General features: G+C 48.9%; 19 protein-coding genes, 1 tRNA gene and 1 pseudogene. 11 read left to right on the forward strand and 10 right to left on the reverse strand.

What is annotated here, in order from left to right; genetic code table 11:
• Nucleotides 1–12 precede the first annotated feature (12 nt).
• Nucleotides 13–1,245: an acyl-CoA dehydrogenase family protein gene (locus QQM41_RS08225; protein WP_339076819.1), complete on the reverse strand. Its 1,233-nt coding sequence runs from the start codon at nucleotides 1,243–1,245 to the stop codon at nucleotides 13–15.
• 491 nt (nucleotides 1,246–1,736) lie between these two features.
• On the opposite strand from QQM41_RS08225, the pseudogene QQM41_RS08230 reads away from it, so the two are divergent.
• The 3 genes and pseudogenes from QQM41_RS08230 to QQM41_RS08240 form a co-directional block, all read left to right on the forward strand.
• Nucleotides 1,737–2,048: pseudogene (locus QQM41_RS08230) on the forward strand (TonB-dependent receptor plug domain-containing protein); the annotation flags it as partial.
• A 51-nt stretch (nucleotides 2,049–2,099) separates the two neighbouring features.
• Complete coding sequence (locus tag QQM41_RS08235) at nucleotides 2,100–3,977, forward strand: TonB-dependent receptor (protein ID WP_339078090.1); 1,878 nt, start codon at nucleotides 2,100–2,102, stop codon at nucleotides 3,975–3,977.
• 18 nt (nucleotides 3,978–3,995) lie between these two features.
• Nucleotides 3,996–4,502 (forward strand): flavin reductase, encoded by a 507-nt coding sequence (locus QQM41_RS08240; RefSeq protein WP_339076820.1) that lies wholly within the window; start codon nucleotides 3,996–3,998, stop codon nucleotides 4,500–4,502.
• Nucleotides 4,503–4,738: 236 nt separating this feature from the next.
• On the opposite strand, the gene QQM41_RS08245 is transcribed toward QQM41_RS08240, so the two are convergent.
• Nucleotides 4,739–4,814: transfer RNA gene (locus QQM41_RS08245), tRNA-Glu, on the reverse strand.
• Between the two features lie 383 nt (nucleotides 4,815–5,197).
• Between QQM41_RS08245 and cysG the strand changes: the two genes are divergently transcribed.
• The 5 genes from cysG to QQM41_RS08270 all read left to right on the forward strand — a co-directional run bounded on the left by cysG (nucleotide 5,198) and on the right by QQM41_RS08270 (nucleotide 10,662).
• Nucleotides 5,198–6,601 (forward strand): siroheme synthase CysG, encoded by a 1,404-nt coding sequence (gene cysG, locus QQM41_RS08250; protein WP_339076821.1) that lies wholly within the window; start codon nucleotides 5,198–5,200, stop codon nucleotides 6,599–6,601.
• Between the two features lie 87 nt (nucleotides 6,602–6,688).
• On the forward strand, nucleotides 6,689–8,116 hold the full coding sequence (locus QQM41_RS08255) for an FAD-linked oxidase C-terminal domain-containing protein (protein WP_339076822.1): 1,428 nt from the start codon (nucleotides 6,689–6,691) through the stop codon (nucleotides 8,114–8,116).
• A gap of 98 nt (nucleotides 8,117–8,214) precedes the next feature.
• Nucleotides 8,215–9,027: a MetQ/NlpA family ABC transporter substrate-binding protein gene (locus QQM41_RS08260; RefSeq protein ID WP_339076823.1), complete on the forward strand. Its 813-nt coding sequence runs from the start codon at nucleotides 8,215–8,217 to the stop codon at nucleotides 9,025–9,027.
• Nucleotides 9,024–10,007: an ATP-binding cassette domain-containing protein gene (locus QQM41_RS08265; protein ID WP_339076824.1), complete on the forward strand. Its 984-nt coding sequence runs from the start codon at nucleotides 9,024–9,026 to the stop codon at nucleotides 10,005–10,007. The genes QQM41_RS08260 and QQM41_RS08265 overlap by 4 nt, the downstream gene beginning before the upstream one ends.
• Entirely contained in the window at nucleotides 9,988–10,662 is a 675-nt protein-coding gene (locus QQM41_RS08270) for a methionine ABC transporter permease (RefSeq protein ID WP_050818487.1), read from the forward strand. The genes QQM41_RS08265 and QQM41_RS08270 overlap by 20 nt, the downstream gene beginning before the upstream one ends.
• Before the next feature lie 52 nt (nucleotides 10,663–10,714).
• On the opposite strand, the gene hmpA is transcribed toward QQM41_RS08270, so the two are convergent.
• On the reverse strand, nucleotides 10,715–11,929 hold the full coding sequence (gene hmpA / locus QQM41_RS08275) for an NO-inducible flavohemoprotein (protein WP_339076825.1): 1,215 nt from the start codon (nucleotides 11,927–11,929) through the stop codon (nucleotides 10,715–10,717).
• Between the two features lie 318 nt (nucleotides 11,930–12,247).
• Here hmpA and QQM41_RS08280 point away from each other — a divergent pair.
• Together QQM41_RS08280 and QQM41_RS08285 are read left to right on the forward strand one after the other, a co-directional pair.
• A protein-coding gene (locus tag QQM41_RS08280; RefSeq protein WP_088365012.1) for an IS5 family transposase occupies nucleotides 12,248–13,002 on the forward strand; the annotation gives its coding sequence in 2 pieces (ribosomal slippage) (nucleotides 12,248–12,578 and nucleotides 12,578–13,002; 756 coding nt in all).
• A 155-nt stretch (nucleotides 13,003–13,157) separates the two neighbouring features.
• Nucleotides 13,158–13,526, forward strand: coding sequence for a helix-turn-helix domain-containing protein (locus QQM41_RS08285; RefSeq protein ID WP_003626381.1), 369 nt, complete (start codon nucleotides 13,158–13,160; stop codon nucleotides 13,524–13,526).
• A gap of 103 nt (nucleotides 13,527–13,629) precedes the next feature.
• Here the strand turns inward: QQM41_RS08285 and QQM41_RS08290 are convergent, their stop codons facing one another.
• Both QQM41_RS08290 and alkB read right to left on the reverse strand, forming a co-directional pair.
• The gene (locus QQM41_RS08290; protein WP_339076826.1) at nucleotides 13,630–14,790 is read right to left on the reverse strand and encodes a serine hydrolase domain-containing protein; all 1,161 of its coding nucleotides are present in this window, start codon (nucleotides 14,788–14,790) and stop codon (nucleotides 13,630–13,632) included.
• Between the two features lie 33 nt (nucleotides 14,791–14,823).
• The gene (alkB, locus tag QQM41_RS08295) at nucleotides 14,824–15,492 is read right to left on the reverse strand and encodes a DNA oxidative demethylase AlkB (RefSeq protein ID WP_339076827.1); all 669 of its coding nucleotides are present in this window, start codon (nucleotides 15,490–15,492) and stop codon (nucleotides 14,824–14,826) included.
• A gap of 109 nt (nucleotides 15,493–15,601) precedes the next feature.
• Here alkB and QQM41_RS08300 point away from each other — a divergent pair, with 109 nt between their 5' ends.
• Entirely contained in the window at nucleotides 15,602–15,988 is a 387-nt protein-coding gene (locus tag QQM41_RS08300; RefSeq protein ID WP_339076828.1) for a toxin-antitoxin system protein HicB, read from the forward strand.
• Between the two features lie 71 nt (nucleotides 15,989–16,059).
• Here the strand turns inward: QQM41_RS08300 and QQM41_RS08305 are convergent, their stop codons facing one another.
• The 5 genes from QQM41_RS08305 to QQM41_RS08325 all read right to left on the reverse strand — a co-directional run bounded on the left by QQM41_RS08305 (nucleotide 16,060) and on the right by QQM41_RS08325 (nucleotide 19,895).
• Entirely contained in the window at nucleotides 16,060–17,514 is a 1,455-nt protein-coding gene (locus tag QQM41_RS08305) for a sodium:solute symporter family protein (RefSeq protein ID WP_339076829.1), read from the reverse strand.
• Nucleotides 17,511–17,708 (reverse strand): DUF3311 domain-containing protein, encoded by a 198-nt coding sequence (locus tag QQM41_RS08310; protein ID WP_080986704.1) that lies wholly within the window; start codon nucleotides 17,706–17,708, stop codon nucleotides 17,511–17,513. The genes QQM41_RS08305 and QQM41_RS08310 overlap by 4 nt, the downstream gene beginning before the upstream one ends.
• A gap of 156 nt (nucleotides 17,709–17,864) precedes the next feature.
• Nucleotides 17,865–18,356, reverse strand: a complete 492-nt coding sequence (locus tag QQM41_RS08315; protein WP_050818482.1) for a hypothetical protein — start codon at nucleotides 18,354–18,356, stop codon at nucleotides 17,865–17,867.
• A 32-nt stretch (nucleotides 18,357–18,388) separates the two neighbouring features.
• Complete coding sequence (locus QQM41_RS08320) at nucleotides 18,389–19,534, reverse strand: anhydro-N-acetylmuramic acid kinase (RefSeq protein ID WP_339076830.1); 1,146 nt, start codon at nucleotides 19,532–19,534, stop codon at nucleotides 18,389–18,391.
• A 4-nt stretch (nucleotides 19,535–19,538) separates the two neighbouring features.
• Nucleotides 19,539–19,895, reverse strand: coding sequence for a DUF6476 family protein (locus QQM41_RS08325; protein ID WP_339076831.1), 357 nt, complete (start codon nucleotides 19,893–19,895; stop codon nucleotides 19,539–19,541).
• Nucleotide 19,896: the final 1 nt, after the last annotated feature.

Consider the following 19,896-nt stretch of genomic DNA (forward strand, 5'->3'; position numbering starts at 1 on the left):
TAAAACAGACGTTCAAACAGTCCCTACGCGCCATTGGCCGGGCGGTGGATTGCCGTTTACCAAGTAATCCCCCACAATTCTGGTGCGATAGACCCGTGGATTATGGCAACCAATTGTACGGATATTGCGCCAATACCTATCTAGTGCAGCGCTGCGCAATGTTGCTGTGCCTCCCAAGGCATCAAACAACAAAGACGTTGCATTTAACGTAAGCGGAAAGATAATTTCCTGAGCTTGCCAGACTTCGAGTTCTGCCTTGATAATATCGGGGCCTCTATCTTCATCTTTCTTATCTACTGCAGCTTGCAGCGCTTCTGCTGCGTGTCTGACAATAGATCTGGCTGCATGCGCGGCAGACGCAACCTGTCCCACAATTTCCAGAATCTGAGGGTCTTGCGCAGGTAATTCGTGGTTAGCGTGGCTAAAGGCTCGTTTTCTGTTTTTTACAGCCCCGGCAATATCCAAAGCGGCCGCTTGCGTAATGCCCGCCACTGTTGCGAGGTGATAAAGTTGGAAAAATGCTTGAGAATACGGGAACTCGGTATTGCCATAACGCAAGATATCATCATGCACTCGCACATCTTGAAAATGCGCTGTGCCACTTGCTGTTAATCGCTGGCCAATTCCATCCCAATCATCAACAATGTTCAACCCAGGATCATGGCGAGATGCAAGGCATTTAACTGTCTGGCCATCCTGTGTAGAGGCTGTAACGGTCAACCAATCGGCATATAAAGAGCCGGTTGTGAAAAATTTACTTCCATTGATCACAAAATGTTCATTCTTGCGGGAAACCGTGGTGGCAAAGCGATCTCGCCCAGTGCCTTTTTCGGCTGCGGCTGCTCCTGCTGTTTCCCCTTTTCCGACACGCTTAAACCATTGGTCTGTATAAGCGGAAGGTTGTTCAAACAGCAGATGTTCTACAAAGCCAAAATGTGCACGCAGGGCCTGTGCCACATTTGAATCTGCTGTTGCCAGATCAATAACTGCAGAAAAGAATTCAGACAGCGGCCGCCCAAGCCCGCCATACTGTGCAGGCACGCGTAAAGCAGTAAAACCACTTTGTTTTAGTCGCTTGATCGCCTCAAAAGGGAGTGCGCGTTCAACTTCAGCCTTGGCAGACTGTTGGCGAATATCTTCCAGCAGTACAGCATATCCACTTATTTCTGTCGGATATTGTAGAGGAAACGCCTCCTCCCACAAAACAGAGCTCCGCTCCTGCTCAACAGATCTATTTCGCTTCAACACCTTAAACCTCCTGCGCAGAATGGTTCTGCCATTCTGTTTCTAATTTTCTTTCCACAAAAAGAGGTTTTCCCGAATCACATGGAAGGTTCTCCATGTCTACGAATCACTCTCATGATTCGTATTAAGCGCATATTCTACGAAACAAACAAGCACATAATTCTGAAATTTATAATTTTATCATATTGACTCGTATTTAATTGTAAATGCATTCTAATAAACGATTCTGAGTCATTGTTTTATGAATCTCATAACAACGAACAATTAACGTGAAATGCCATGTTCTGGAGCCGAAAGTGAAATCAAAAAGAGCTTGGCACTACGCCACCACAACTGCGCTTGCTGTATCCTCTGTATTGTGGGCAGAAAACTTGGCTCATGCACAAAGCAAGCTAGATGCTGAACATTCTCCGGCGGCGATACGTAATACCGTTACGTCTCAACAAAAAAGGAAAACCATCACAGCCGTTGATGCACATTCTGTAGAGCACGTGAATATACAGGGGCAAAGGCAAGCCAACTGGGTTGTTACCCCCGTTTCGGCCTCTACAATTGCGAATTATGCACCTGGTACTAACGCCTTAAAAGCGCTCACTACTCTTCCCGGCGTCATGTATAACTCTGCGGACCCTCAAGGCCTGAACCTGTGGGGACAATCCTTTTTGATGCACGGTTTTGACCAATCCCAGATTGGCATGACATTAGACGGCATGCCTTTAGGGGGACAATTATGGAGCAATTCCAATGGTCTTAGCCCGTCTGCTGCTATTTCTTCCGAAAATATCAGTCGGCTAGATGTATCTGCTTCTGCGGGGTCTGAAGGAGCAGCCAGTATCAGTAATCTGGGCGGAACCGTGCAGTTTGTTTCCCGAGATCCATCGCATAAAGCGGGGGGCACAGTGCGCCAAACTTTTGGCAGCAACTCCATGTTTCATACTTTTGTGCGGGCAGATAGTGGTGACCTAAATAAACAAGGCACACGTTTTTATGTGTCCTATATGCGGAATGACACAGATAAATGGCGCGGGGGACAAAATCAGTTCATGCAGCAGGTGAATGCCAAGCTGCTGCACCCTATTGGAGAGCAAAGCAAGCTAACTGCTTTTTTCAACTATGCTGATGAAGAAATGCAGAATTATCAGGACTACAGTATGAATATGTTCCGCCACGGCGGCTATCATATTGATAATCTTGCAGGCACACCCAATGGTTATGAAACAGCATACCGTCTTGCTCTTGCCTCCAATGGTATGCCTGGAGGCAGTGTGCCAGCTGCTTATCAAAATCTTTCTAGCCCATATACGGCTTCTTTTTATGATGGTGCGGGCAATCAGCGGCAATATTTTGGCGGTGTAAATGCTGATTTCGCGCTTACAGATAGATTGCGTTGGAACTCTACTTTTTATGGTCATCGCTCGTGGGAAGTTGGAACGGTTACAAGCCCGCTTATTTCATCTCCGAATGGCGCACCTTTTGTTGAGCAGGCTACCATGCCAAGTACCAATAGATTTGGTTTGCTTTCCTCTCTGACATACACAATTGCCAAAAATGAAATTAACGGTGGTGTTTGGTACGAAAACACAAAATTTGTTGCCGATAAAAGAGCTTATGAAGAACCTTTGTTAGAAGACGTTCTTTCGGGTAATGCACGACCCGTTGATGGTATGCACCTGACATCTCCTTATCAGAGGGAATATGAGCAGGTTTTTAATACCAATACTTTTGTTGCTTACCTGCAAGATACTTATCATCCTCTGTCTAATTTGGCATTCCACTTTGGCTTTCGGTCAGTGCTCAACACAACGCGCGTAGGGCAGTTGGCAAACTGGACTACCTATACCCGAACAGATGCCATTGCCGGTGGCGATGGTATTACCACAAGCAAGCCCTTTCTGCCGCATATTAGCGGCCAATGGAGCTTTTTACCGGGGCATCAGTTTTATTTTGATGTTGCCAATAATGTGAAGGTTTTACCTGTGGCAGGTTACAATAGTGGAGCTTCGCCTTTTGCAACAACACAAGCTGCCTTTGATGCATCTAAAGCCGGTTTGACATCAGAAACTGATTGGAATTACGCCGTGGGGTATCGTTATACATCCCACCTTATTACCGGGAATGTTTATGCGTATCACACAGATTTTTCTAACCGCTTGCAACAGATTTCAACCGGAAATCCCAATAATCCATATACTGTTATCAAAAATGTTGGTGGTGTAAGCATGAACGGCGTAGATGCAGGCTTTGTGCTAAGGCCATTGGAAGGTCTGCAACTTGCCAGTAGCATTAGTTATAATCATGCAACTTACTCAGATAACGTTACAGAAACCACAAGTTCTGGAAACGTAACTGATGGGTTAAAAGGCAAGCAGGTGGTTGCCTATCCGCGGTTGATGTACAAAGGTCAGATTTCCTACAAATGGCGAGATGCCGAAATACATGCTGATACACAATATATAGGTACCAGGAACCTCAGCTATACAGGGGATGAGAAAGTGCCTGCTTATTGGCTGACAAATGTAGGCGCAAGATATGACCTTACGCCTCTGTTTAATCAGGGAAAGGTGGGGAATATTATCAAACATGCATCATTAAGCTTTAATGTTTATAATATTACTAACGAGCACTACATCTCCACAATGGGGCAAAATGGCTTTCCCATGTCTGGAGATTACCAATCCGTCGTTTTAGGCGCCCCTAGGCAATATTTTGGCACTGTTCAGATTGATTTCTGATAATTGGAAACAAATGTCATGTCACAAACAACGCTTTTCCCTGCAGTAGATTCTCAAAAGTTTCGTAATGGTATGTCTCTTGTGCCTAGTGCTATTTGTATTATCGCAACAGATGGTGAAAATGGCTGCTATGGATTTACAGCTACTGCGGTATGCAGTGTTTCTGATGCACCACCCACCTTGCTTGTCTGTGTCAATAAAAGCACAACAGCACATGACCATATTCTGGCTCATCAATGTCTTTCCGTTAATGTACTGGCCCCTTCGCAAGAAGCACTCTGTGCAGGTTTTAGTAATCGCTCTTTGACTCAAACTGAGCGGTTCGCTCTTGCGAAATGGAATAAGCGTAACAGCGGTGCACCGCTGCTTGCCGGATCTACCGTATCTTTTGATTGTATGATTGCGCAGACGATTGAGACACAAACACACACAATCATTATCGCCTCAGTGGTCGATATTGTTTATGAGCAGGAGCCTCAGAATGGCTTGGTCTGGTACCGTAAAAAAATAGCTTACACAGTTTAACCGAAAATATTTTTTCTAATGAGGGGCATTTTAGAGAGCTTTTCCCATAACCTGCGGGTGAAGCTTCATGATGGCTCCATTGCCATGTGCAAGGAGTATCTCCGCTGGATCGTCAACCTTGTAGAGGTTGATGATAAGGAAATTCGTATTTGTGGAAGAGAAGGGGAGACTGATAAAAACAGAGTATCTCAAGCTATGTAAAGCGAAGCCCGAAGCCTCTTGTTTTCGCATAGAAGTGGCGTCCCGTACGGGATTCGAACCCGTGTTGCCGCCGTGAAAGGGCGGTGTCCTAGGCCTCTAGACGAACGGGACAAGAGGCTGATGCGGCTTCCTACGAGAAAAATATCTTTAACACAAGAGGATTCTTTAGAGTGTTTGCTTGTTTGATACGAAAATGCAGGCAAAGCGCTGAATTTGTGCGCGTTCTGGCCTGATACGGATTATGAAACGTGGCGGAAATGGCATTATTATAAGGAGTGCGTCACCTCAGAATAACGCCAGTGTTGGGTCATGGGGTCGCACCTAGCAACAGACACTATAACACTTCAAACGTTTGAGGAGCGTACTTAGAAGTTATCAGCCATCTTCAATATGATAGTGGTTTTTGTGCGTAAAAGCAGGTTCTGGAAATCTTTTTTGCGTTTAAGGTGTTTGGCCTCTTGCATCTGGGCCAGAAGACTGCTTGCAGAGGCATTATGCAAGGTTTGTCAGAAAATACAGGTTGGTTTCCCGTTGTGTTTCGCATGGAAGGCGAGCGGGTTCTTGTTGTGGGTGGCGGAAATGTTGCTGCCAGCAAGGTGCAACTTCTTGTCTCCACAGGTGCGCGTGTTGAAGTGCTTTCAGCTTTCTTGTGTCCAGAGCTTGAGCGGCTGGTAGATAAAGGTGCCATACATCATCTTGCGCAGGATACTTCTGAACAGGATTTACGGCCACGGCTTGCTGGCTGCCGTCTGGTTTATTTAGCGACGAATGACCGGGATCTGAATCAAACACTTGCGACTCTTTGCAAAGCGCAAAACGTGCCGGTTTGTGCTGTAGATGATCCGGCTATTTCTACATTTATTACGCCAGCACTGGTTACGCGTGGGAAGGTGCAGGTTGCTATTTCCACAGGAGGAGCAGCTCCTGTACTCGCACGTAGGCTCAGAACAATGGTCGAGCGTGTTTTGCCAGAAGGTTTGCATCATCTGGCAGATTTTATGTCTGCCATACGGGATGAGTTACGCCAGCGTATTCCAGACACCTCTGCTCGTCGGCAATTGTGGGAACATTTTCTGGATGGGGAAGGTGCACGCGCAGCACTGGCACGAGATACGGCTGAAGCCACACGGAAGCTGCAGGAATTGGAAATAGGTAATGCTGCGCGTGGCGAGGTCTGGTTGGTAGGGGCCGGCCCGGGTAATCCTGATCTGCTTACTCTGGCGGCTTTGCGGCTTATGCAGGATGCCGATGTTATTTTGTATGATAACTTGGTAGGGCCAGAAATCCTGAATTACGTGCGGCGAGATGCTGAGCGTGTTTTTGTAGGGAAAAAGCGCAACCGCCATACATTGCCGCAGGAAGATATCAATCATGAACTTGTACGTCGTGCGCAAGCCGGCCAACGGGTTCTGCGCCTGAAGGGTGGAGATCCTTTTATATTTGGCCGCGGTGGGGAAGAGCTGGAAACATTGGTAGAGGCTGGCGTGCCTTTCAGAATTGTTCCCGGTATTTCTGCAGCTAATGGATGTGCCGCATATGCAGGTATTCCGCTGACACATCGTGATTGCGCACAGGCATGTCTATTTATTACGGGACATGCACGCGCAGATGGCGTGCTGCATCTGGAATGGGAAACCATCGCCCTTAAAAATCAGACAGTAGTGATTTACATGGGGCTGACAATGCTTTCCCAGCTTTGTGCTCAGCTTGTTAAGCACGGATTGCCTGAAAACTGGCCCGTTGCGGTGGTAGAAAAAGGTACTTTGCCAGAGCAGAGAGTATGCGAAGGCACATTGGCAACGTTACCAGATATGGTGGCGGAACAGCAGATACAAAGTCCGGCCCTTGTTATTGTTGGGGAGGTTGTACGCCATCGTGTGATCTCACCTCGTTATTGATTTAAGATACAACACTACATCGTTGATATTTGCGGCATTGTTACCTGCAGGTTTTAACCGCCATTTATCGGGAAAACAGGATAGAGCATGACAAGCACTTCATTATCTCATGCAGATGCAGCCAAACGGGTTGAGGCTGTGCTCGCGCAACTGAAAGCGCAGTTTGGTGAACGTGTTTCGTGCAATGAATCTGTTTGTGAAGCCCACAGCCATGGCGAGGCTTTGCAGGTGTCCCGCATGCCAACGGCTGTGGTGTTTGCTGAAAGCACGGCTGATGTATCTGAAGTGCTTAAGCTCTGCCACCATCACCGGGTTCCGGTGGTTGCCTTTGGTGCAGGTACATCCGTAGAAGGGCATGTCACGCCCCCAGAACATGCCATCAGCCTTGATCTTTCCCGTATGACAGAGGTGTTGGAAGTAAACCCGGCGGATCTGGATTGCCGTGTGCAAGCAGGCCTTACCCGGCAAGATTTGAATGTGCAGTTGCGGGATACGGGGCTGTTTTTTCCGGTGGATCCGGATGGTGAAGCAACATTGGGAGGCATGTGCGCTACACGTGCTTCTGGCACAGCTGCAGTGCGTTACGGCACCATGAAGGAAAATGTGCTTGGGCTAACAGTAGTTCTGGCGAATGGGGAGGTTATTCGCACTGGGGGGCGTGTACGCAAGTCTTCCACAGGGTATGATCTTACTTCTTTGTTTGTCGGTTCAGAAGGCACGTTAGGAATTATTACAGAGGTGCAGTTGCGCCTGCATGGTATTCCCGAACAGCTTTCGGCTGCTATTTGCCAATTTGAAAATCTGCATGATGCTGTCAGCACGGCTATTGAGATTATCCAGATGGGCGTGCCTATTGCCCGTGTGGAACTGATGGACGAAGTGCAGATGGCTGCCAGTATCAGCTACTCTGGCCTCACAGATTTGCAGCCTCTTACAACCCTGTTTTTTGAATTTGCTGGTGCACCAGAATCTGTGCGTGAACAGGTAAGCGTTACGGAAGAGATCGCGCGTGAAAACAACGGGCTGCGCTTTATGTGGGCGGATACGGCAGATGAGCGTGCACGCCTTTGGAAAGCGCGACATAATGCGTTCTGGGCAGCTAAAGCTGTTGATCCAGCCGCACGTGTGATCAGCACGGATTGTATTGTGCCTATTTCACGCCTTGCGGATCTGATAGATGGGGTTCGGCAGGATATAGCAGCTTCCGGCTTGCAGGCTGCTATTTTGGGCCATGTAGGTGATGGCAATTTCCATACCCTGATCATGACAGAAGATAGCGATGCCGGGCATGCGCGTGCGCTTGATCTTGACCGCAAGATTGTTGCACGTGCTTTGGCAATGGGTGGTTCATGCAGTGGTGAACACGGTGTGGGCTTGGGGAAACTGGAGTTTCTTGAAACCGAGCATGGGGCAGGGGCTCTGTCTGTCATGCGGGCGTTGAAAGCAACGTTGGATCCACTGAACATTCTCAATCCAGGCAAATTGCTGCCAGACGGGCCTGTGTTCAAAGGGTAAGAAGTGTTCAGGCAGTTCACCGGTATAAACTTGACATCTGCGTGTTATTTTCTGTTTATACACACCAAATCGTATTTATCTGGAATGGACTATAAATCATGTCTTCGTCCTTTTTATCCCGTAGGGTAATGCTTGCCGGAATGGGCGTGGCCATGATGGCCCCCTACGGTATTGCTCATGCTGATGGTCAGGTTTTGCGCATCGGCATTATTGCTGGTGAGGATGAAGATGTCTGGCGCGTGGTAGCTGAAAACGCTGTCAAGGAAGGGCTGACTCTCAAAATTATTCCGTTTTCAGATTACAATGCGCCGAATGAGGCATTGGCTGAGCACGAACTGGATGCAAATGCGTTCCAGCATGGACCATTTCTGGAAGCGCAAAACAAAGCCAAAAATTTCCACATTGTGCCTGTTGGCAATACGTATCTGTCGCCTATAGGTTTGTATTCTCGGCGTTGGAAGTCAGTTGCAGAACTGCCCAATAAAGCCGTGATTGGCGTGCCGAATGACCCGACGAATGAGGGGCGTGCCCTTTTGCTGTTGCAGAAACTGGGGCTGATCAAAGTGGCGGAAGATGCGGGCCTAGTGCCCACAGCATTAGATATTACCGAAAATCCACGCCAAATTTCTGTAAAGGAAATGGATGCCGGAATGGTGGGGCGCGCACTGCCTGATATGGATGCGGCTGTGGTGAATACAGATTGGGCCAACAAAGCGGGCATTGATCTGCAGAAAGAGCGGATTGCACAGGAAGCCCCGCAAAATAATCCGTATGTCTGCTTTATTGCGGTAAACGAGGCAGACAAAAATGCACCGTGGGTCAGCAAGCTTGTTTCAGCTTTTCAGCAGGATAATGTCAAACAGGCGCTGGCACAGGCCTTTCATGGTGCAGTTGTGCCGGGTTGGTCATGAGTCTTTTACAGGTTGAACATCTTACCCGCTCATTTGGCGGGCAGCCTGCCCTCAAGGATATTTCTTTTACGGTGGAAAAAGGCGATAGCCTTGGCATCATCGGGCGTTCGGGGGCGGGAAAGTCCACCTTGTTGCGGTGCCTATGCGGGCTGGATCGTCCTCAATCCGGACGTATCCTGCTAGAAGGGCAGGATCTGGCGGTTTTGCCAGAATCTCAGATCATTCCTTTGCGGCGGCGTATCGGGCTGGTGTTTCAGCATTTTAATTTGCTGACATCCCGCACCGTTGCGGACAATGTAGCGCTGCCATTGGAAATTGCAGGTATACCGCGCGATCAGCGGGTAAAGCGTGTAGCGGAATTGCTTGATCTGGTAGGTTTGGCTGATCATGCCAATAAATACCCGGCCATGTTGTCTGGCGGGCAAAAGCAGCGGGTGGGTATTGCGCGCGCCCTTGCTGCACAACCTGCCTTGCTACTGTGCGATGAAGCGACTTCTGCACTGGACCCCGAAACAACAGAGTCGATATTGGCTTTGTTAAACAGCATCAATCGTGAATTGGGGCTGACCATTGTTTTTATTACGCATGAAATGGACGTTGTGCGTACATTGGCCAAGCATGTTCTGGTGCTGGATCACGGCCGAATCATAGCCCGTGGCCTGCCTGCTGATATTCTGGAAGAAACCAGCCTGCAAGCAGCTTTACCCTCCAATATGGAACATAGCCCGCAGGAGGGTAGCCATGCGGTGGTAAGGTTAACGGTAGATCAACATCTGATTATGGCGCCATTACTGCAAAATGTGCAGGAGATGTGCCAGACACAGGCATCTTTGCTACGCGTTATTCCTGCCGACGATGCGAAATATCAGGTTTTGGATGTTCTTTTACAGGTTGGGGATGTTTCGGTCGCAACCATGAACTTTCTTCAGCAAAATTGTCATGCAGCAGAAGTGGTAGGATATGTCCCGGCTCATTCTTGATCTGCTATGGCATGCCACAGGCGAAACGCTGATAATGGTGCTGGTATCTGGGTTTATTGCAGTACTCTTTGGGCTGCCATTGGCCGTTTTTATGGTTGTAGCCGGCCGGGGCGGTCTTTACCCATTGCCTGTGCTGCCACGTTTGCTTGGTGTGGTGATTGATGCCATCCGGGCTGTGCCATTTATTATTCTGCTGGTGCTGCTGATTCCATTTACCCGAATGGTTGTGGGTAGTGCGTTGGGCACAACAGCTGCCATTGTTCCTCTTTCCATCGCCGCTATTCCGTATTTTGCGCGCATTGCCGAGGTTTCCCTGCGGGAGGTGGATCATGGATTGGTTGATGCCGTGCGCGCCATGGGCGGAACACGGTGGATGGTAATCCGTTATGTTTTGCTGCCAGAAAGCATGCCAGCGCTTGTATCCGGCATAACAGTTACGCTGGTAACCTTGGTGGGCGCATCAGCTATGGCAGGTACCATTGGGGCCGGTGGTTTGGGAGACCTGGCTATCCGTTATGGCTATCAACGTTTCAATACAACGGTGATGTTAGGGGTAGTGGCCGTCTTGATTGTGCTGGTAACGGGTATGCAAGCCTTGGGTAACTGGCTTTCACGCATACTACGTCATTCTGAGCGCGCCAGAATTGCAGATTAGAACTTAAAAATAGCCTCTCTATTCTTCATGAAATAGAGAGGCTATTACGTAATTACGCGCCTACAAGTTCCGTATCAGCGGCAGATCCAAAGAATTCATAGTGGATTTGTTTTTCCGGCACGCCGGCTTCTGTCAGAGCTTTAATCATGTCTCGCATAAAACTATCAGGCCCACAGATATTGTAATCTGCCGTGATATCTATGTGGGGTTTAAGCCATTCTGCGGTCACTCTGCCTTCATGCAGTGTCACGTTCTTGCTCGAACGGTTGGTGGGTGCGGGGGAATGACTATAGAAAATATCGGCTTTGAGAGCATTTTTTTCGGCTAGGTCGTATATGTAGTCGGAAAATGCTTCATCCTGTGCCGTATGGACGCCGTGGATGTAATGAATATCACGCTTGGTTCCATCTTTTAGAAATGCACCCAAAGTAGAAATAAAAGGTGTTTGCCCCACGCCTGCGCACAGAAGAACGATTTTGCTGTTTTTTTCCGTTTCGGGCGTAAAGTCTCCTGCTGGTGCAGAAACGTCCAGCATTTGCCCTTCTTGTACGGTATCATGTAGCCATTGAGACACCACACCACCATCTGCACGACGCACACTAATGCGGTAATGATCCGCACCGGGTTCGGAAGAAATACTGTAGTTGCGGCGTTGTGAACCGTGCCCCGGAACATCTAGCTTGAAGCTGAGATATTGCCCGGCTTCGTGCTTCATAATGGGTTTGTTATCGACTGGTACCAGTTCGAAGGATGTAATGGTGTCACTTTCACGCACTTTGCGCCGTACCGTAAAGGGCCGCCAACCTACCCATCCGCCGGGGGCTGCTGCATGGGCTTCATAAATCTGTTCTTCACGGCCGATGAGAATTTCTGCCAAGAACCAGTAAGCTTTGCCCCATGCTTCCAGAATTTCGGGGGTGGCGGCATTTCCTAATACCTGCGCAATCGCTTCCAAAAGTGCATCTGCTACATAGGGGTAGTGTTTGGGCAGAATATTCAGCCCAACGTGTTTTTCAGTAATGCGTTCAACCATACCGCCTAAGGCGCCAAGGTTATCAATGTTACGCGCATAAGCCAGCACAGCCAAGGCAAGGGCTTTTGGTTGTTCACCATCTTTTTGGTGAGACATGTTGAAAAGGTCCCGGATATCGGGGTTGGACAGTAGGCGTTTGTACATCTCCCGCGTAATATCCAACCCGTGTGCCTCAAGAGCAGGAACGCAGGCTTTTATGATTGAGATTGTTTTTGCATCAAGTGGAGAAGGCATGAGTAGGATTCCGTATAAAATGTATTTCAATTACACCTTATAGGGGTATTTAAAGGTGTCAATATGACACATCTTTTGTGCGGAGATAGCTGCATTGTGATGCACGCAATATTTAGAGAGAATTAATATTCTATATTTGAGTTATTATGTTAGGTAATGGCTAATATTAGGCGTTTTCTGGAAAAAGGCAGCTTTTGCTTTTGCATTTCTATAAAACTACGGCGTGTCGTCAGTTAAGCCCTGAGTGTGGCACGTGAGGGTTGTAGTTTGTGTCTGCGTGTGCTGACTGTTTTCCCGTTTTTTGGAGGAGACAGAGAGATGCGGCGCTATAGTTTACGCGATGACCAGTGGGAGCGGATAAAGGATCTTCTTCCCGGTCGAGAAGGCTATGTCGGCGGCACTGCGGCGGACAACCGTCTGTTCGTGGAGGCGGTGCTGTATCGCTATCGCGCGGGCATTCCATGGCGCGACCTTCCTGCCCGTTTCGGGGACTGGAAAAACGTGCACCGGCGTCTGCGCCGCTGGTGTGAAAGCGGCGTCATCGAACGGATATTTCGTTATCTGGCCGCTGATCACGACAACGAATACATGATGATCGACAGCACAATTGTCCGGGCGCATCAGCATAGTGCAGGAGCTCTCAAAAAAGGGGTACGGATCAGGCCATCGGACGATCACGAGGCGGGTTGACTACAAAGATCCATGCCATCTGCGACGCTCTGGGCAATCCGGTGGAACTCGGCATCACACCGGGACAGGATGCCGATATCACCCAGGCGGAACCGCTTCTGGAAAACATCGACCCGGAGGCTTTCCTTGCTGACAAGGCGTATGACGCGGACAGGTTGATCGATCGGCTGATACAGCGCGGGATTACCCCGGTCATCCCGCCAAAACGCAGCAGAACGACACGACGGAAAACCGATTTTTCTCTCTACCGCGAACGGAACCTTGTTGAGAGGTTCTTCAATAAACTCAAGCAGTTTCGCGCTATCGCAACCCGCTACGATAAACTGAAATCGACCTTCCTCGCAGCCGTGCAGTTCGCCTCAATCATCATCCTGCTTAACTGACGACACGCTGTAAGATTACTTACTGGATATAAGAAAACATGTTATCAGGTTATTAAGTTTTCAGTGGTTTGTCATACTTTGTAGAATGACAACCATAAAATATTGGGCATGCTACAAGAACCACGGTAACTCTGGAGCAATGGGTATAAAGAACAATGGCTGACCAGGACGACGTTATTTCACCCGGGATAGATCTTGGGCAAAGGATCAAAATCCTGCGTAAATCTGCTGGGCTTACACAGCAGCAGGTTGCGGATGCGCTGGGGGTTTCAAGGCCAGCTATCGCTTTTTGGGAAACCGGACGCGAAGGAAGCGCTAGAAAGCATATTCCCAAGCTGGCTGCACTTTTTAATGTTGATCCAGAAATTTTTCTGACAGGTTATGTGCAGGAAGATATTGAACTGGTGATTACACCGGATGAGCATGATGTGATCCGCCTTTACCGTATGCTTGATCCATCTCGCAAAGTATCTGCACAAAAATGGCTGGAACGTCAGGCGCGGATGGCGCGGCAGGAAGACTAAATTTATCGCGTCATTTTTATATAATTAGGTAAGTTCTTTTCAGTGTTTGTGGGCGCAACCCCTGTGTAAACATTGAGAAGAACTTACCTTTCAAACTGCTTCTTCAAAGCTGCTCTAAGGCAAGTGCAGCCGCAGAAGCCACATTATGCCTTAAGGCAACAGCATTGCCCTTTCCATAAGGGTGAACCCGGTTTGTTAAAATCAGAACAAAGCTGTCTGTTTGTGGCACCAACCATAGAGATGTGCCCGTAAAGCCGGTGTGACCAAATGATCCTACAGGAAAGTAATCTCCTCGCGGGGTAGAATAGTGAGTTGCAATATCCCACCCTAAACCACGTTGGTCTGTTTTACCTGCAGGTTGCTGCGGTGATGACATCATAACCAGAGTTTCTGCCTTGAGCGGAAAAGGGGAGGAACGCCCGGCGCGCTTGTTAAGCAGCGCAATGGCGTAGTGGGTCATGTCATCTGCGCAGGAAAACAACCCTGCGTGGCCTGCAACGCCACCCATGCGGCGTGTTGTGGGGTCATGCACAATACCACGGAGGAGTGTCCCGTTTTCATCATACTGAGTAGGGGCAATGGTGCTGTAAAGTGTAGGTGTGGGCGTAAAAAAAGTTCTTTTTAAGCCGAGTGGTTTGAGAATATTTTGAGTTGCATAGTCTTGTAAGGTCAGGCCTGAGAGTTTTTCTACAATCAGCCCAAGCAGGATGAAATTGATATCACTATAGACAAACTGTTCTCCGGCAGGGTGGATCGGGGTGCAGGAAAACGCCATGTGTATAGCTGTATTACGGCCTATCCAGGGCGTTGAAAGGTCCAGATCTGGTGGCAGGCCGGAATAGTGAGTGAGCAACTGTCGGACAGTAATATCCTGTTTGCCCTGCCCGGAAAATTCAGGAAGGTAATGGCAAACAGGAGTATCCAGTTGCACTAATCCGCGTTCATAAAGCTGCATGATGGCAGGGGCGGTAATAAGCACTTTGGTGAGAGACGCCATATCAAACAGCGTATCCCATGTCATGCCTTCTGGATGAGGCACAAGTGCACGTTGCCCGAACACACCTTTCCAAACCACACGGCCTTTATGGCCAATGGCAGCAACGGCTCCCGGTGTTTTATGGGTTTTGACGGCATCCTGAAAAATCTGTTCCACTTGTGCAAAGTGGTTTTTTGTCTCGGAGGCCATACTTTTCTTTATCGGCATGTAGAACAGGTTTGTCATACCCAACAGCAGAATACGGCGGTTCAAAGCGGGAGAGGGCATACTTGTTCTGCCTTATAATAAAATGCGGTTTGTTCAAAAAGCAACGAATCTGAATGTGATATTCAGGCGTGTTTCTCCTGTTCGGGAGTGTGTGCCTTGGCGGAGGGGTTTAATTCCATGAAAGCGTAGGCGATCAGGCCCACCCCATACCAGCACATCTCCATCTTTGAGCAAAATTTGCCGGGTAGGGTCTGATCTTTTGAGACCACCCCACAGAAAAGTTGCTTCCAATCCAAATGAGAGAGAAACCACGGGCTGATCTGTGCATCCTTCATCTCGATCTTGATGAAGCCCCATACGGGCACCGGGGCTGTAAGAATTGATAAGGCAGGCATTTGGCTGAAACTGTGCAAAGCCTGCTTTCTGGGCAGCCTTGTGCGCCAGAGCTTGAAAAATGGCAGGCATATCTGGCCAAGGTTGGCCAGTAAAAGGGTTTACTTTGGTATAGCTGTAACCTTGTAATGTGCTCACCCACCCAAATGTTCCGCAACATGTCATGGCTACAGACATTTGCCCTCCACCAGGAGTATGCATCTTCCTGAATGGAGCCTGCTGCGCAATATGATGAATAGCTCGCATACAAGCTTCAGCACTATGCAGGGCGAAACCGGGCAATAACACAGCACCTGTATCTAACTGTACATACTCTGGCCGTGTATCTGGTAAAAGAAAATCCAGTTGCGCGGGATGGTTGTCTTTCATGCAGGAAGCTCTGTGTGGAAAGTGTTTGCGGTGATGTGCGCAGTCTGGCACAGCATGCAAAGAGTATAGCAGCACCTATGTTTGAAACAGAAGGAGCAGATTCCCAACAATGTCGGTTTCTGGTCGGGATATGATGTTTATCGGCGGCATTCCGGCTGTTATCAGCTTTAATGCCAGCAGCCGCATGTTTCGTGGGGTTTTTATAGGCTTGAACGCAGAGGTGGATTTTCTGGCGTGTTCCCCTATGGATTTGCAACCGCAAGGCGAAGCAGCTTTGAGTGTGTTTTTGGAAACATGCCGCCAGCAGAAGCGTTCTCCCTTGCTTGCACGGCAGAAGGGGCAAAAAGGCTACCTGCTTGAAGATATATATGCAGAACTGGAAGGGCCAGCACGCCAGAAAGGGATAGATCTGTACCAGCTTGTACGAGATCAGACACTGGAGTTTCAGAAAACAGGATATCGGGAAAAGGGGCCGGTCGTTTTTCTGAATTTTTAACGGGAACGGCTAACTCTCTAAAAATAAAAAGAGGGCTTGAGATATAAGCCCTCTTTTTAACATCTGTTGCGTTAGACTGTTGTTTTAGCTGGGATATTTTGTTTGGCGGGAGCCATTACAGACACAAGTGCAACCATAGCAATATTGATAGCCAGAGAAAGCAGGCCCGTAGAAATATTACCTGAAAACAGCCCCAGATTAATGGGGTGAATAGGTTTCAGGCCGTCCATCCAGCACATGCCAACGCCAAACACTGTGCCTACAGCCCATCCCGTCAACATAGCGGCGGCAGAAAAGCGCACACGTAACAGGCCCAGAATAAGCGCAGGGAATGTTTGGAGAATAAACACCCCTCCCAGAAGCTGGAAATCAATTGCAAATTGTGCGTTCAGGAACAATACGCAAATCAGCGCGCCAATTTTAACGATGAAAGCTGTAATGCGGCTGGTACGCACCGGGTTAGCTTGTGCGGGAAGCAGATTGTTGGTGACCAGATTTGCTGCGCCAATGGCCATAACGGCAGCTGGCACCAACGCACCCACGGCAATGGCAGCAAGGCAAAAACCGGCAAACCATGCCGGAAAGACGCTTTGGAACAGCAGAGGCACAACCATGGACGTATTGGTGGTGTTAATGCCCGCCGCATGCGCCATAAAACCCAGCATGGCGATAAGCCCCAATACAATGGTGTATGCCGGTAAAAAAACGGCATTCTGTTTGATGGTATCTGCCGAGCGAGATGCCAGAATCCCTGTAAGTGTGTGGGGGTATAAAAAGGCAGCCAGAGCGGAAGAAAGCGCAAGTGTGGCATAGGGCAAACCTTGCCCGGTTTTAAGCACCGTATCGGCATGTGCCGCCGTGGCGAACAGCGCGCTGTAACCGCCGGTGTGCAAAGGAATAACAGTTACCGCCACTAGTACGGCAATATAGATCATAATATCCTTGATAAAGGCCGTAAGCGCTGGTGCGTGCAGTCCTCCCAGCCATGTGTAAGCGGCAAGAGAAATAAAGGCGATAATCAGCGGTAGATCGCCCGGTAATCCCAAAGCCTGTACTACTGTACGGATACCAATAAGCTGGAGGGCAATATAGGGCATAACCGCTACCAAGCCGGTTAATGCGATAACCACCTCCAATGCCCGGCTGTTAAAGCGTGCCTTTACAATATCTGCCGCTGTGGCGTGGCCGCCTGCACGAGCAAGCTTCCAGAGTTTAGGCATGACAAGAAAAATGAACGGGTAAACGATAATGGTATAAGGTAGCGCAAAAAAGCCGTATGCTCCCGCCGCATACACCAGTGCTGGCACGGCAATAACAGTATAGGCGGTGTAAAAATCTCCACCCACCAGAAACCACGTTACCCACGGCCCAAATTCTCGCCCGCCCAAAGACCACTCTTCATGGCTATTGGTGTCACGCTTGGCATGAAACAGGCCGCGTATCCATTGTATGGAACTGCCAACAACAATGGTGGCAGCAAAAAAGAAAACAAAAACGCCAAGCGCCCACGGGTTTATGGTGTTCATGTGCTTTGTCCCTTTTTCCAGACAATCCAGATAAGGGCAGAGGTTACGGGCACCCATGCGAATTGGTACCAGTAGAAAAAGGGAAAACCCCATAAAACAGGATCGTGCCTGTTATACAGGGGTGTCCAGAGCAACCCTAAAAAGGGCAAGGCGAGTAGGAAGTTCAGATATTTCATTACAGAAAACCCGGTCATTTTGTTTTTTTTGTTCGTGACCGGGATAAGAATGGCGATGAAAGTTACCGCCTGTCAATTATTCTGTATGTTTTTCTGGTTTGAGAAACCAAGCTGTGGCTTTTCCACTACAAACAGCTGAATTGCCTGTAATGGAGTAAAAAGGACCAGTGTATTTTAACGTGTGGCGCTATGCTTTTTGTTCTGTAAAACTTGGTTCAGCTTATCGCCATACTGCCGATAGCTGCCCTCTGGCACGCAGCCCATTTCTTCCAGATCAGCCAGATCCGCTCCGTGATTGATCCACATATTCACTTCACGTGAATCAATAGTCGCTGGGATCTCTCGTGGTTCATAAACGATAGGTGGGTTTTCACCTTCCGCTGCGCCAAAAAGCATAAAGCTATCTGGTTCCGGTGTTTTGCTGGAACTCAGGCTGATTTCACCACACACAACCTGCTTTTTTTCTGCATTAGGATGTGTGGTAATTGCGCGGAAAAATGGATGTGTGTCTGGGAATCGTTTTGTTAGTGTTTTGAGGGTGTTTTTGACAAAAGGAGAGGCCTTTTTATCGCTACCATCGATAACGGTTTGTGCACTCGCAGAACAGGCCAGTCCCGGCGCGCCAAGGGCAGCAAGCAACAGGCTGAATGCCAGAAAGCGTTTCATGGTTTTAAGTCTTTCCTGTTCAATGGAATGTATTAGACAATATTATACTGCATTTTCGTGTTTAAAACAGCTTTTGCCTTCCATGGTGTAATGCCGCCGCAACTTAACCGGCCCCCCTGTTGAGGCGCGGGCACACCGGTGGTGGATGGCAGAGATAAAGGTAATCCGTAAAGGCTTCTGACTGCCAGAAAGCCAAAGCATTCGGCTTCCAGCGCATCCCCGTTCCATCCCAGAGTTTCAGCCGGAAATACTTGGCCAGAAAGGCGTTGTGCAAGCGCTTCCATAATAGCGGGGTTGTGCCGGCCACCACCACACACAAACCATGCCTTTGGTTGTTCTGGTAACGGGGTGCGGACAATGGTTTCCGCCGTAAAGGCGACCAATGTAGCAGCCCCATCTGCCGGAGGGAGTGCAGTAATATCCTGCAAGGCAGTATGGAAGCTCAGCCTATCGAGAGATTTCGGGGCTGGTTTGCTAAAAAATGGATGTGCCAACAACTGCTTCAGAAGAGGTTCTGCAACCTTACCACTGCGTGCCAGCAGTCCATCTTTATCGTAGGGGATACCGGTATGGCGGAAAGTCCAATCATCTAGCAGGGCATTTCCGGGTCCTGTATCGCAAGCCAGAATCTCACCTTCCGAAGTCAGCAAAGTGAGATTGGCAACTCCCCCAATATTCAGAATTGCAACAGGCCGTGGCTGATTATGTAGCAGAGCGGCATGATATAAAGGAGCTAAAGGCGCACCTTCTCCACCAGCCTGAACGTCTGCGGTGCGAAAGTCATGGATAACTGGTAAATCTGCAGCAGAAGAAAGAGCAATGGCATTGCCTATCTGCCATGTGCGTCCAGGTTGATGCAAAATGGTTTGGCCATGAAAGCCGATAAGATCGGCAGGCATATCAGGAGCCATTTGGCGCAGTTGCTGTACAGCTATGGCATGCACTTCTGTCAGATCATGTTCTGCAGAAAGTAATATAGGGTCAGAAGGTGCAAGCTGGGGTGCCGCATCCAGTATGTGGCGCAGGCGCGCGCGCAACTCTGGCGTATAAGGCACGGTTAAGGAAGGACCATGCTTGGATATACGTGTGCCATCAGTTTGTATGAGCGCTGCATCTACGCCATCAAGCGATGTACCACTCATAAGCCCGATGGCGGTGAGGAGAGGGGAAGAAGGCATAGTGTTACTGTGCCGTGTTGATATCCAGCCCGGTCCGTAACTGCCCGGTAGGTACATCCCATAGCACAATGCGGTCCTGCCCCTGTTCTGTAACATGTAGGGCCAACAGATTATCCCGCACACGCGTTACGCTTAACAGGTGTTCACCTGCAGGTAACGTCGCATGTGCTGTGGGAAGGCTGGCGGATGGTGCAGCATCAGATAACGCAACAGGTGGAAGTGGCGGGGAAGCAGGCTTGCTGCTCATGCGATGAATGAGTACGCCTGCCAATACAACAACGCCAACCACAATCAGCACACCCATGCCAATAACGGCTACAAGTAAGGCTTTGGGTGTTTTGTATTCCTGTGGTTCTTCCATT

Source organism: Acetobacter sp. AC2005 (assembly GCF_037901235.1).
GTDB classification, from domain to species: Bacteria; Pseudomonadota; Alphaproteobacteria; order Acetobacterales; family Acetobacteraceae; genus Acetobacter; species Acetobacter oryzoeni.

Excerpts from the sequence above, each read along its gene's own strand:
- QQM41_RS08240 (WP_339076820.1), top strand. The coding sequence starts at position 3,996 with ATGTCACAAACAACGCTTTTCCCTGCAGTAGATTCTCAAAAGTTTCGT.
- cysG (WP_339076821.1), top strand. The coding sequence starts at position 5,198 with ATGCAAGGTTTGTCAGAAAATACAGGTTGGTTTCCCGTTGTGTTTCGC.
- QQM41_RS08255 (WP_339076822.1), top strand. The coding sequence starts at position 6,689 with ATGACAAGCACTTCATTATCTCATGCAGATGCAGCCAAACGGGTTGAG.
- QQM41_RS08260 (WP_339076823.1), top strand. The coding sequence starts at position 8,215 with ATGTCTTCGTCCTTTTTATCCCGTAGGGTAATGCTTGCCGGAATGGGC.
- QQM41_RS08265 (WP_339076824.1), top strand. The coding sequence starts at position 9,024 with ATGAGTCTTTTACAGGTTGAACATCTTACCCGCTCATTTGGCGGGCAG.
- QQM41_RS08270 (WP_050818487.1), top strand. The coding sequence starts at position 9,988 with ATGTCCCGGCTCATTCTTGATCTGCTATGGCATGCCACAGGCGAAACG.
- hmpA (WP_339076825.1), bottom strand. The coding sequence starts at position 11,929 with ATGCCTTCTCCACTTGATGCAAAAACAATCTCAATCATAAAAGCCTGC.
- QQM41_RS08285 (WP_003626381.1), top strand. The coding sequence starts at position 13,158 with ATGGCTGACCAGGACGACGTTATTTCACCCGGGATAGATCTTGGGCAA.
- QQM41_RS08290 (WP_339076826.1), bottom strand. The coding sequence starts at position 14,790 with ATGCCCTCTCCCGCTTTGAACCGCCGTATTCTGCTGTTGGGTATGACA.
- alkB (WP_339076827.1), bottom strand. The coding sequence starts at position 15,492 with ATGAAAGACAACCATCCCGCGCAACTGGATTTTCTTTTACCAGATACA.
- QQM41_RS08300 (WP_339076828.1), top strand. The coding sequence starts at position 15,602 with ATGTCGGTTTCTGGTCGGGATATGATGTTTATCGGCGGCATTCCGGCT.
- QQM41_RS08305 (WP_339076829.1), bottom strand. The coding sequence starts at position 17,514 with ATGAACACCATAAACCCGTGGGCGCTTGGCGTTTTTGTTTTCTTTTTT.
- QQM41_RS08310 (WP_080986704.1), bottom strand. The coding sequence starts at position 17,708 with ATGACCGGGTTTTCTGTAATGAAATATCTGAACTTCCTACTCGCCTTG.
- QQM41_RS08315 (WP_050818482.1), bottom strand. The coding sequence starts at position 18,356 with ATGAAACGCTTTCTGGCATTCAGCCTGTTGCTTGCTGCCCTTGGCGCG.
- QQM41_RS08320 (WP_339076830.1), bottom strand. The coding sequence starts at position 19,534 with ATGCCTTCTTCCCCTCTCCTCACCGCCATCGGGCTTATGAGTGGTACA.
- QQM41_RS08325 (WP_339076831.1), bottom strand. The coding sequence starts at position 19,895 with ATGGAAGAACCACAGGAATACAAAACACCCAAAGCCTTACTTGTAGCC.